This window comes from Pseudomonas sp. Yb2C2 (assembly GCF_052112325.1).
In the GTDB taxonomy this organism is placed as follows: domain Bacteria; phylum Pseudomonadota; class Gammaproteobacteria; order Pseudomonadales; family Pseudomonadaceae; genus Aquipseudomonas; species Aquipseudomonas marginalis.
In genome coordinates, this window is sequence record NZ_JAVAJK010000010.1 from 189,793 (window position 1) to 200,394 (window position 10,602).

Consider the following 10,602-nt stretch of genomic DNA (forward strand, 5'->3'; position numbering starts at 1 on the left):
CCGTCAGGAGGTGGCCATTTCCAGCAGCGCTATGCGCTCGAGTTCGACCTTGAGCTCGCCAGGGCTGAGGCGGGCAAAGGGCAGGGCGAAAAACGCCCGGCAACGGCTGGCGATGGTCTCCAGCGTGGCATCGAATGCCGCCTGGATGCTGGCCTGGTCACCTTGAACCTCCGAGGGATCTGCCAAGCCCCAATGCGCCTTCACCGCCGGCCCGAAATACACCGGGCAGGCTTCGCCCGCCGCCTTGTCGCAGACGGTGATGACCACATCCGGCGGGCTGTCTTCAAATGCGTCATTGCCCTTGCTGTACAAGCCTTCGGTGCGGATACCCGCCGCCTGCAAGGTGCTCAGGCTGCGCGGCAGGACCTGGCCCTTAGGGAAACTGCCGGAGCTGACCGCGGCAAAACCCTGCGGGGCCAGGTGGTTGAACATCGCTTCGGACAAGATGCTGCGACAGCTGTTGGCGGTGCACATGAACAGGACTTTCATTGCGGTTTCTCCATTAGATGCTCAGGCGCAACGCGAGGGCGGCGAGGGTGATCAGCAGCACCGGCAAGGTCAGCACAATCCCGACCTTGAAGTAGTAGCCCCAGGTGATGGTGATGCCTTTGCGCGCCAGGATATGCAGCCACAACAGGGTGGCCAGGCTGCCGATGGGGGTGATTTTCGGGCCCAGGTCGCTGCCGATCACGTTGGCGTAGATCATCGCGTCCTTGACCACGCCCACGGCATGGCTGGATTCGATGGACAGCGCACCGATCAATACCGTCGGCAGGTTGTTCATCGCCGAGGACAACAAGGCCGTCAGCACGCCGGTGCCCATGGCCGCACCCCATACGCCGTAAGTGGCAAAGGTATCGAGCCAGGTCGCCAGGTAGGTGGTGAGGCCGGCGTTACGCAAGCCGTAGACCACCAGGTACATCCCCAGGGAAAAGATCACGATCTGCCACGGGGCTTCCTTCAGCACCTTGCGCGTGGAGATCTTGTGGCCCTTGGCGGCGATCACCAGCAGGAGCACGGCGCACACTGCGGAAATCGCGCTGATGGGAATGCCCAGGGGTTCCAGGGCAAAGCAACCGATCAACAGGATGCCGAGCACCCACCAGCCGGCGCGGAAGGTGGCGCGGTCGTGGATCGCGCTGGCGGGGTCTGCCAGGTCGGCGGGGTCGTAGGCCTGGGGAATATCGCGGCGGAAGAACCACAGCAGCACCGCCAGGGTGGCGGCGACACTGACGACGTTGACCGGCACCATGACCGCGGCATATTCGTTGAAGCCGATCTTGAAATAGTCCGCCGAGACGATATTCACCAGGTTCGACACCACCAGGGGCAGGCTCGCTGTGTCGGCGATAAATCCCGCGCCCATCACAAACGCCAGGGTCGCCGCCGGCGAAAAGCGCAGTGCCAGCAGCATCGACATCACGATGGGGGTGAGGATCAGCGCCGCGCCGTCGTTGGCAAACAGCGCCGACACCAGGGCGCCGAGCAGCACCATATAGGCAAACAAGCGCCGGCCACGCCCGCGCCCCCAGCGCGCCACATGCAGTGCCGTCCAGGCAAAGAACCCGGCTTCGTCCAGCAGCAGGCTGATGATGATCAGTGCGACAAACGTCCCGGTGGCATTCCAGATGATGTGCCAGACCGCCGGGATATCCGCCAGGCTGATCACGCCACAGGCCAGGGCCAGGATCGCGCCCATCGTGGCGCTCCAGCCCACTCCGAGCCCCTTGGGCTGCCAGATGACCAAGACGATGGTGAAAATAAAAATGGCGACTGCGACAAGCATGAATTAACGCTCCGGTGGCTCAGCAGCAGGTGCTGGCTCGTTGTGGTCTGTCGCCCATTGCACCCAGACGCTGTGCGTCGCTGTGCAACCATGGCTGGTTGGCTTGCAGGGTGATGTCCAGCACCTGGTTCACCCAATCGGGCAGTGCCGGGTTGACGCGGTAGTAGATCCATTGGCCCTGGCGACGATCCAGCAGCACACCGCAACTGCGCAGTTGCGCCAGGTGGCGGGAGATTTTTGGCTGGCTGTCGTCCAAGGCATGGATCAGTTCGCAGACGCAAAGTTCGCCTTCACGCTGAATCAATAGCGTCAGGCGCGCCCGAGTGGCGTCGGCCAGGCATTTGAACAGGGTGGGCGGTGTAAGGGGATCCGACATGACCATTGCCTATATACATATGGAAATTCGAATATACGTATGTCCATATGTTTCGGTCAAATCCTGTTTCAATTGATATGGATCAAACCTCGGGAAAACTGCCACAAGTGATTGAAATTAAAATGAAACACGAATGTCCTAAAGTGCCTCCCCATTGCTGATGAAGGAAGACCCGCGTGACCCGTGCCACTCGCAACCTGCGCAAAACCCTGGATTCCGTCGCGGAAAATAACGAAACCGCGGCATTCGACCTGATGCGTGCTGTTGAAAAACTCGGCGATGAAGTGCTGCGCCAGCGCTTACTCAACACCATTCACCGGCTCAACCAGGACGCTCACGAACTGCGTGAAGCGCGGGACTCGGTGGAGCAGGTGTCGGTCAGGCTCGCCTGAGCAAGATCGTTCAAGACAAGCTCCATCTTGCGCTGGCATGCTTGTGGACTGTCTGTCGATGAGCCGTTTCCATGCCTGCTGCCTTACCTCATTACGCCTTCGCTCGCGGTGCAATCGCCGTCATTCCCCTGTCCCTGGCCTGTGCACCCTGGGGGCTGCTGGCCGGTTCCATGGCCATCGATGCGCAATTCACGCCACTGCAAGCCCAGGGCTTGTCCGCCATTGTGTTTGCCGGCGCTGCGCAGTTGGTCGCCATTGGCATGGTCAAGAGCGGTGCCAGCCTGATTTCCATCGTGTTGACCACCTTGCTGCTGACCTCCCAGCACCTGCTGTATGGCATGCACCTGCGCCCGATTCTTTCGCCGCTCAAGACCCGCTGGCGCATGAGCCTGGGCTTTCTGCTGACCGATGAGTTCTTTGCTCTGGTCAACCACTATGACCGTGAAACCTTCAATCGCTGGTACGCCCTGGGCGTTGGCCTGACGTTTTACATCGCCTGGAACCTGTTCACCCTGGCCGGCATCGTGCTTGGCAAAAGCATCCCAGGCCTTGATCAGTTGGGCCTGGAGTTCTCCATCGCCGCCACCTTTATCGCGCTGATCACCCCGGTGGTGCGCGATGTGCCGACGGTGGTCTGCGTGGCGGTGTCGTTGTTGTTTTCCGTATGGTTGAGCTTCCTGCACTGGGAGTCGGCCGTGGTGGTGTCGGGTGTGCTCGGCATGAGCGCAGGGTTTTTCTGTAAACGCCTGGGGGTTGGGCAGCGATGATTTACCTGATGATTGTGGCCATGGGCCTGGTGGTTTTTTTCAACCGTTATCTGTTTATCGAGCCGCGCCTGCCGGTGCGCCTCAACCGTGGGGCACGGGAGTTTCTCGGGTTTGCGGTGCCGGGCATGCTCACGGCGATCTGCGGGCCGATTATTTTCCTGGCTGATCACCAGCTCAACCTGAGCCCGGCCAATCCGTATTTGCTGGCCGGTATCTGCGCCGTGGCGCTGATGTTCTGGACGCGTAACGTATTGATGACCGTGCTGCTGAGCATGGGGTTGTTCTACCTGTTTCGCGGGTGGCTCTGAAGCGCAGGCGAAAAAAAGCCCGCGGGAGGGCGGGCAGAAGGACACTTCTAAAAATGAGCCAGGCCACTATAGGCGGCATATTCTCCCTCCACAGTGAAACAAAATTCATGGGGGCGTCAGTCAGCCTTGCGGCAATGGTACAGTCGCGTTTTTTCCAACGAGGCAATGGCATGCACAAGGTGGTAATGGGCGCATTGGTATTGACGGCACTGGCCGGTTGCGCGGGCTCGAAGATGAACGAGGCGCGCCTGGGGGCTCCCTACAAGGCCATGGCATCGGACAAGGCCACGCTGGTGGTTGCCGAGTGCATCCAGTTTGGCTGGCAGGATGAAAGCGTGTTTGGCGTCGACGCCGGTGGCTTCAAAGAGCCGAACGGGGCCGGTGGTTTCACCGTCTACACCACCGGTGGCGATTACTTCGTCGACGTGCAAAGCGCCGGTGCCGGTTCGTCCGTCAAGTACTACGCCGTTGAAGACACGATGCCGGCCAAGCGTCGCTTGGCGGCACTCGCGACCTGTCTGTAATACGTTGCCTTAGTCATTTCAGGAAACGCCCGGCGGGACAGCCGCCGGACATTCGCTTATGATTCAATCCGCCCGCCCGACATAATGGCTCTTTACCAGTACACGGACGTCGAGGCCTTACCGTCGGGCGGGCACCTTTAGTCTTTATCGCGGCATAAAACCCAAATGCCAGCGCCGGGGAATCTTCAGCGACACCAGCCCCAACACGCCCGCCAATACACCGCTGACCACCAGCGCCCTCAGCCCCATGTGCTGCTCCAGCAGCGCGCCAATCACCGCGCCGACAAACATCCCCGCCCACGGAATCAGTTGCACCCGCCAGCCGTTGCGGCGTTCCCCCAGCATCCAGCGTCCCAGCCCGCGCCCAAAGCGTGACAGTGCCCCGGTCACGTAGGTCAGCCCCACCGGCAAGCCGTTGACCTCTTCCACGGCTGCGTTGAGCATGCCCATCGCAATGATCGCCGCCAGCAGCGCCGGCAAGGTGTCGGCGAAGGGCAGCAAGGCTGCGCCGCAGAGCAAGGTGGCGATACACAGCAATAGGGGCAGGGCATGGCGCCGGCTGAGACGGCCGACCACTACGCCCAAGGCGTTACCGGCGACAAATGTGGCGACCAGCAACAGCAGGCGTGCGGTCAAGCCGAGATCCCCCACACTGATGGCCACGGCCAGGCGCGTGGTGTTGCCGCTCATGAACGAAACAAAGTCGCCGCTGGCCATGAAGCCGATGGCGTCAGTCATGCCCGCCAATACCGAAAGGCTGGCCACCAGCATCAGGCCGACGCGGCCGCGCCAGCGCTTTTGATGGGCCAGTGCGGCATTGGCATAAGGCTTTTTGGGCGAAGGCAGCATAGGGCCGGGTTCCTCGGTGAGATTATCCGGCCACTACCCTAGGACGCTTTGATTGCGCGCGCAATGACCTCAGACACACTCCAGGCGCCAACCCTCAGGTTGCCAGAGCAAGCGGTGGGTTGGCCCGAGCGCCTGGATGAACGCCTCATCATGGGATACAACCATCATTGCCCCGCTGAAGCCCTGCAGCGCCTGTTCAAAGGCGATCACCGATTCCAGGTCCAGGTGGTTGGTGGGCTCATCAAGCAACAGCAGTTGCGCGGGTGTTTCACCCCACAGGGCAATCGCCATCGCGGCTTTCAACCGCTCGCCGCCGCTGAGGTGCACGGTCGGTTGGGTGACCCGCCGGGCATCCAGTTGCAGCAAGGCCAGGCGCGTACGCAGTTCGGCTTCGGGCAGCGGTGTGTCGAGCAGGTTGAGCTGTTCGACGAGGGAGCGTCGGTCATCCAGCAGCGCCTGGTGCTGGTCGATATACGCGCAGGGCACCGGCACCGAGCACTCACCGCTGGCGGGCTGGCAGTGGCCGGCCAGTACCTTGAGCAGGGTGGATTTGCCGCAACCATTCGGTCCTTGCACAGCCACGCGCACCGGCCCTGTGAGGTTGAGTGTGAGGGCGGGATGCTCCAGCCAGGGCAACCGGACCTCCGTCAAGGCCACGACCTGTCGGCCATTGGGCACGACCGACCCCGGCAAGGCCAACAGGGTCGGCGTTTCATCCACCACGCGCTCGTAGGCTTGGCGCACCTGTTCATCCAGCGCGTGTTTGTAGGCGTGATGGGCACTGCGCACCGTGGCGACGACTTCGGTGGCGGCGCTTTTCCAGCGCGCCTTGGTAAACCGGTCCACATTGGCTGTCTCTGCGTGCTTGCGGGAGCGCGCCGCCTGGCGTTGCAGGCTGTCATGGTCTTTCTGCACGCGCCGGCGTTCGCGGTTGCGTTCAAGGCGTGCGTGCTCCAGCGCCGCGACGGCGGCGTGTTGTTCGGTGTCGCGCTGCAGGCGATAGGCATCATAGTTGCCGCCGTAGACGTGAGGGCCGAGTGGGGACAGTTCAATGATGCGCCCGAGGGTGTTGAGTATTTGTCGGTCGTGGCTCACCACCACCAGGCCGCCACGCCATTCCTGCAACAGGTGCAGCAGCCACCGGCGGCCGGCGCTGTCGAGGTGGTTGGTAGGCTCATCGAGCACCAGCAGTTGCGGTGCGGCCAGCACGGCGCCGATCAGCCTGAGCCGCGCCAGTTGTCCTCCACTGAGTTGATCGGCCGGCGTATCGACACCCAGCTGCGCAAGGCCTGCCGTATCGAGTGCGGCGCGCAAGCGTTCGGCAAGGTCCCAGCGATTGTCGATCAACTCAAGGTCATCGACCTGCGCCGTCCCTGCCGCCATGCGTGCCAGTGCCGCGAGCACGGGCGTGGTGCCCGTCAGGTCAGAGAGGGTGTCTCCCGCTGCAACCGCCATGTCCTGGGGGACATAGGCCACGCTGGCCGAGCGCTTGAGCGAGCCGGAGGAGGGGGACAACACGCCGGCGATCAATTGGGCGAGGATACTTTTGCCCCGTCCATTACGTCCCACAATCCCGGTGGGCGTGTGGTCGATGGACAGGTTCAGGTCGTCCAGCAAGGTCTCGCCATTGGCGAACTGGAAGCACAGGTGTTGCAGGGAAACCAATACGGGTAGCCGGTTGACGTCAGTCATCAGCACCTCCAAAAAATGTCGGACAGGCCAACAAGCGCGCCAGGCGGCTCGTTGCAGGTACATTCTGGAAGGCTTAGTGATTCACGTCGGCGGTCGTCCCGGAAGTCAGAGGGGGGCCAAGAGCCTAACCCGCCTTGGCATTGCCGGGCAAGTCGGCGGCCAGTTGTTCAAGGAACATCGCCAAGGCGACTTCCTCGGCCTTCAGGCCTTTGCGCACCCGCGGCTTGGGCAACCTGGACAATTCCCCCAGGCTGAAATGCTCCAGTACGGCCGGGTGGATATAACACTTGCGGCACACCGCAGGCGTGTTGCCCAGTTGCCTGGCGACATCCTTGACCATCGCCACCACATGCCGCTTGGCGTCGGATTCCGGTTGCCATTCCAACTCCCGCAGCACCGCCAGCGCCATGGCGGTGCCGGCCCAGGTGCGGTAATCCTTGGCGGTGAAGTCGGCACCGGTAAGGTCGTGCAAGTAGGCGTTGACGTCATGGGAGCTGACGGTGTGCCGCTCGCCGTCTTCGTCCAGATACTGGAACAGGTTCTGCCCCGGTAACTCCAGGCAGCGCTTGACCACCGTGGCCAGGCGCCGGTCCTTGACACTGACCTGGTGCTCCACGCCACTCTTGCCGCGAAACTGGAACTGGATCTCGCTGCCTTTGACATCCACATGGCGGTTGCGCAGGGTAGTCAGCCCGTAGGATTTGTTGTCTCGCGCATATTGGGTATTGCCGACGCGGATCAGCGTGGCGTCCAGCAGCATCACCACCGTGGCCAGGACTTTTTCGCGCGTGAAGCCGGGTTCGGCGATTTGCGCTTCGAGCTGTTTGCGCAGTTTCGGCAGGGCGTTGCCAAACTCTTGCAGCCGCGCGTACTTGTCGCTGTCACGCACCTCACGCCAGCGCGCGTGATAGCGGTATTGCTTGCGTCCACGGGCATCGCGGCCGGTGGCTTGCAGATGCCCGCGCGGGTCGGCGCAGATCCACACATCGGTATACGCCGGAGGGACGGCGAGGGCGTTCAGGCGCTTGATCTCATCGGCATCCCGGATGCGCTCGCCCTTGGCGTCGAAGTACTGGAACTTGCCGCGCACTCGCTTGCGGCGGATGCCGGGCTGGGTGTCGTCAACGTAATGCAGGTCGCGGGGCAGGTCGGCGGGCAGCGCGGAGTCGGGCATGGTGCGGGTTCCTTTGGCAACGGATCAGGCCGGTATTCCTGATTGACCGCAGCCGTGTGCGGTCGTGCCAAAAGGTTTCTTATGCCAACACGGCCACCGCCTTGATCTGCGCCCACAGCGCCTGGCCGGGCCGCAATTGCAACTGGTCGCGGGAGAACCGCGTGATCCGCGCCAGCAACGGCGTGCCGTCCGCGTCCAGGCGCACCAGCACATGGGCGCTGTTATCCGCCGCGATCTCCTGGGTAACCGTCACCGGCAGGCGGTTGAGGATGCTGCTGTGCTCTCCGGCTTGCAGGCTGAGGCTGACGTCGCGCGCCTGTACCTTGACCCGCAACGCCTTGCCCAACGCCAGCGGCGCATGGGCTACGCGCAGGTGCTGGGCACTGTCGGGCAGTTGCAGCGTGAGCAGATGGTAGTGATCGTCGTAGGCGCTGACGCTGCCGTTGATCACCACGCCCGCGTCGTCCCCCAACGCCAGGGGCAGGTCGAGCCGCGCCAGGGTTTCGCCGATGGGACCACTGGCCAGGGCCTTGCCGTCGCTGAGCAAGACGATGTGATCGGCCAGGCGCGCCACCTCATCCTGGGCATGGCTGACGTACAGCACGGGGATGTCCAGTTCGTCGTGCAGGCGTTCCAGGTAGGGCAGGATTTCGCTTTTACGCTCGCTGTCGAGGGCGGCCAGGGGTTCATCCATCAACAGGAGTCTTGGGCTGGTGAGCAGGGCACGGGCGATACCGATGCGCTGGCGTTCACCGCCGGACAAGTGTTGGGGGTGACGCTCCAGCAGATGGCCGATCCCCAGTAACTCTGTGGCCTGAGCCATGTCGACGCGGCGTTGCGGGCGCGGGATGCGTTTGAGACCGAACTCCAGGTTGGCCCGCACCGACAGATGGGGGAACAGGCTGGGCTCCTGGAACACGTAGCCGAGCGCGCGCTTGTGCGGGGGCACGAACAGACCGTTGCGGCTGTCTTGCCAGACTTCATCGTTGATCTGGATAAACCCATCCTCGGCCCGCTCCAGCCCGGCAATGCAGCGCAGGCAGGTGGTCTTGCCGGAGCCGGAATGCCCGTACAGCGCGGTGACTCCACGGCCGGGCACATGCAGGTCCACGTCCAGGGCAAAGCCTGTGTACTTCAAGTTCAGGCGCACATTGATCATCGGCATCAACTCCAGCCCATCCTGGTTTTACGGCTGGAGTAGAGCGCCAGCAACACGAGGAACGCGAACACCACCATGGCGCCGGCCAGCCAATGGGCCTGGGCATACTCCATGGCTTCGACATGATCGTAGATCTGCACCGAGACCACGCGGGTCTTGTCGGGGATATTGCCGCCGATCATCAGCACTACGCCGAATTCTCCGACGGTATGGGCAAAACCCAGGATGGACGCGGTGATAAACCCCGGGCGCGCCAGGGGCAGGATCACCGTGAAGAAGGTATCCCACGGATTGGCGCGCAGGGTCGCGGCCACCTCCAATGGGCGTGTGCCGATGGCGGAAAAGGCGTTCTGCAACGGCTGCACCACGAACGGCATGGAATAGATCACCGAACCGATCACCAACCCGGCGAAGCTGAAGGTGAGGGTGCCCAGGCCCAGCCATTGGGTGAACTGGCCGAAGTAGCCGTGGGGGCCCATGGTCAACAGCAGGTAGAAACCGATGACGGTGGGTGGCAGCACCAATGGCAAGGCCACCACCGCGCCAATGGGACCGCGCCACCATGAACGGGTGCGCGACAGCCACAGGGCAATCGGAGTGCCGATGACCAGCAGGATCACGGTGGTCAGTGACGCCAGTTTGAGGGTCAACCAGATTGCGGAAAAATCGGCACTCGACAGGGGCATTTACTTGCTCAGTTCATAACCGTAGGACTGGATGACGGCGGCGGCTTTCGGCCCTTTGAGGTAGTCGACCAGTGCCTTGGCAGCAGCGCTGTCCTTGCCCTTGTTGAGGATCACCGCGTCCTGTTTGATCGGGTCGTGCAGGGCGGCGGGGACGATCCAGGCCGAGCCGCTGTTGACTTTGCCGTCTTTATAGATCTGCGACAAGGCCACAAAACCCAACTCGGCGTTGCCGGTGGAAACGAACTGAAAGGCCTGGGTGATGTTCTGGCCTTCGACGAGCTTGTCCTTGACCTGCTCGGTCAACCCTACCTTGGCCAATACCTGGGTGGCGGCGAGGCCGTAAGGCGCGGCTTTCGGGTTGGCGATGGACAGGTGCTTGAATTCATTCCTCTTCAACACCTCGCCCTTGGCGTCTACATAACCTTCCTTGGCCGACCACAGCGCCAGGGTGCCCACGGCGTAGGTGAAGCGCGAGCCCTTGACCGTGTCGCCTTCGCTTTCGAGCTTTTGCGGGGTGGTGTCGTCGGCACTCAGGAACACTTCGAACGGCGCGCCGTTCTTGATCTGCGTGTAGAACTGCCCGGTGGCGCCGTAGGCTGCGACCAGTTTGTGGCCGGTGTCTTTTTCGAAGTCGGCGGCAATCGCCTGGATCGGTGCGGTGAAGTTGGCCGCTACGGCCACCTGGACTTCATCGGCGTGGGCCGCTGCGGTCGCGAGCAACGCAACCAATGCCGCCAGGCACGTGGGTACAAAGCGAGGGGTATTGAAAGTCATGAACGGCTCCGTTTGAGAAGGTGCAGAACCTGGTGCCGATTATAAGGGACGGGCGCTGCCAGGCGCTGTATGTATAGGTATATAGCGTAAAAATGGCAAGGGAAATCCATCCTTG

At 62.4% G+C, this 10,602-nt stretch carries 13 protein-coding genes; 4 read left to right on the forward strand and 9 right to left on the reverse strand.

Annotation, left to right across the window (positions count from 1 at the left end; translation table 11 throughout):
- Positions 1–3 precede the first annotated feature (3 nt).
- From Q8X51_RS16305 to Q8X51_RS16315, 3 genes are read right to left on the reverse strand one after another with little or no spacing between them, the layout of a single operon-like run.
- Complete coding sequence (locus Q8X51_RS16305; RefSeq protein ID WP_065946958.1) at positions 4–489, reverse strand: arsenate reductase ArsC; 486 nt, start codon at positions 487–489, stop codon at positions 4–6.
- Positions 490–502: 13 nt separating this feature from the next.
- The gene (locus tag Q8X51_RS16310; protein WP_065927471.1) at positions 503–1,786 is read right to left on the reverse strand and encodes an arsenic transporter; all 1,284 of its coding nucleotides are present in this window, start codon (positions 1,784–1,786) and stop codon (positions 503–505) included.
- Between the two features lie 19 nt (positions 1,787–1,805).
- The gene (locus Q8X51_RS16315) at positions 1,806–2,162 is read right to left on the reverse strand and encodes a metalloregulator ArsR/SmtB family transcription factor (protein WP_407694412.1); all 357 of its coding nucleotides are present in this window, start codon (positions 2,160–2,162) and stop codon (positions 1,806–1,808) included.
- Positions 2,163–2,338: 176 nt separating this feature from the next.
- Here Q8X51_RS16315 and Q8X51_RS16320 point away from each other — a divergent pair, with 176 nt between their 5' ends.
- The 4 genes from Q8X51_RS16320 (at position 2,339) to Q8X51_RS16335 (ending at position 4,153) form a co-directional block, all read left to right on the forward strand.
- The gene (locus tag Q8X51_RS16320) at positions 2,339–2,554 is read left to right on the forward strand and encodes a hypothetical protein (protein WP_025856028.1); all 216 of its coding nucleotides are present in this window, start codon (positions 2,339–2,341) and stop codon (positions 2,552–2,554) included.
- A gap of 71 nt (positions 2,555–2,625) precedes the next feature.
- Positions 2,626–3,321, forward strand: coding sequence for an AzlC family ABC transporter permease (locus Q8X51_RS16325; protein ID WP_027606606.1), 696 nt, complete (start codon positions 2,626–2,628; stop codon positions 3,319–3,321).
- Positions 3,318–3,629, forward strand: coding sequence for an AzlD domain-containing protein (locus Q8X51_RS16330; RefSeq protein WP_065927473.1), 312 nt, complete (start codon positions 3,318–3,320; stop codon positions 3,627–3,629). Before Q8X51_RS16325 ends, Q8X51_RS16330 begins: the two co-directional genes overlap by 4 nt.
- A 170-nt stretch (positions 3,630–3,799) precedes the next feature.
- Entirely contained in the window at positions 3,800–4,153 is a 354-nt protein-coding gene (locus tag Q8X51_RS16335) for a hypothetical protein (RefSeq protein ID WP_027606604.1), read from the forward strand.
- A 144-nt stretch (positions 4,154–4,297) separates the two neighbouring features.
- Here the strand turns inward: Q8X51_RS16335 and Q8X51_RS16340 are convergent, their stop codons facing one another.
- From Q8X51_RS16340 to modA, 6 genes are all read right to left on the reverse strand, one after another.
- Positions 4,298–5,002, reverse strand: coding sequence for a YoaK family protein (locus Q8X51_RS16340; RefSeq protein ID WP_065946959.1), 705 nt, complete (start codon positions 5,000–5,002; stop codon positions 4,298–4,300).
- Between the two features lie 69 nt (positions 5,003–5,071).
- Complete coding sequence (locus Q8X51_RS16345) at positions 5,072–6,694, reverse strand: ABC-F family ATP-binding cassette domain-containing protein (RefSeq protein WP_323159162.1); 1,623 nt, start codon at positions 6,692–6,694, stop codon at positions 5,072–5,074.
- Between the two features lie 124 nt (positions 6,695–6,818).
- Positions 6,819–7,868, reverse strand: coding sequence for a DNA topoisomerase IB (locus tag Q8X51_RS16350; RefSeq protein ID WP_141157803.1), 1,050 nt, complete (start codon positions 7,866–7,868; stop codon positions 6,819–6,821).
- A 79-nt stretch (positions 7,869–7,947) separates the two neighbouring features.
- The gene (gene modC / locus Q8X51_RS16355; protein ID WP_141157901.1) at positions 7,948–9,027 is read right to left on the reverse strand and encodes a molybdenum ABC transporter ATP-binding protein; all 1,080 of its coding nucleotides are present in this window, start codon (positions 9,025–9,027) and stop codon (positions 7,948–7,950) included.
- Positions 9,028–9,032: 5 nt separating this feature from the next.
- On the reverse strand, positions 9,033–9,713 hold the full coding sequence (gene modB, locus Q8X51_RS16360) for a molybdate ABC transporter permease subunit (RefSeq protein ID WP_065927477.1): 681 nt from the start codon (positions 9,711–9,713) through the stop codon (positions 9,033–9,035).
- Complete coding sequence (gene modA, locus Q8X51_RS16365) at positions 9,714–10,487, reverse strand: molybdate ABC transporter substrate-binding protein (RefSeq protein WP_407694411.1); 774 nt, start codon at positions 10,485–10,487, stop codon at positions 9,714–9,716.
- Positions 10,488–10,602 lie beyond the last annotated feature (115 nt).

Excerpts from the sequence above, each read along its gene's own strand:
- Q8X51_RS16305 (WP_065946958.1), bottom strand. The coding sequence starts at position 489 with ATGAAAGTCCTGTTCATGTGCACCGCCAACAGCTGTCGCAGCATCTTG.
- Q8X51_RS16310 (WP_065927471.1), bottom strand. The coding sequence starts at position 1,786 with ATGCTTGTCGCAGTCGCCATTTTTATTTTCACCATCGTCTTGGTCATC.
- Q8X51_RS16315 (WP_407694412.1), bottom strand. The coding sequence starts at position 2,162 with ATGTCGGATCCCCTTACACCGCCCACCCTGTTCAAATGCCTGGCCGAC.
- Q8X51_RS16325 (WP_027606606.1), top strand. The coding sequence starts at position 2,626 with ATGCCTGCTGCCTTACCTCATTACGCCTTCGCTCGCGGTGCAATCGCC.
- Q8X51_RS16330 (WP_065927473.1), top strand. The coding sequence starts at position 3,318 with ATGATTTACCTGATGATTGTGGCCATGGGCCTGGTGGTTTTTTTCAAC.
- Q8X51_RS16335 (WP_027606604.1), top strand. The coding sequence starts at position 3,800 with ATGCACAAGGTGGTAATGGGCGCATTGGTATTGACGGCACTGGCCGGT.
- Q8X51_RS16340 (WP_065946959.1), bottom strand. The coding sequence starts at position 5,002 with ATGCTGCCTTCGCCCAAAAAGCCTTATGCCAATGCCGCACTGGCCCAT.
- Q8X51_RS16345 (WP_323159162.1), bottom strand. The coding sequence starts at position 6,694 with ATGACTGACGTCAACCGGCTACCCGTATTGGTTTCCCTGCAACACCTG.
- Q8X51_RS16350 (WP_141157803.1), bottom strand. The coding sequence starts at position 7,868 with ATGCCCGACTCCGCGCTGCCCGCCGACCTGCCCCGCGACCTGCATTAC.
- modC (WP_141157901.1), bottom strand. The coding sequence starts at position 9,027 with ATGATCAATGTGCGCCTGAACTTGAAGTACACAGGCTTTGCCCTGGAC.
- modB (WP_065927477.1), bottom strand. The coding sequence starts at position 9,713 with ATGCCCCTGTCGAGTGCCGATTTTTCCGCAATCTGGTTGACCCTCAAA.
- modA (WP_407694411.1), bottom strand. The coding sequence starts at position 10,487 with ATGACTTTCAATACCCCTCGCTTTGTACCCACGTGCCTGGCGGCATTG.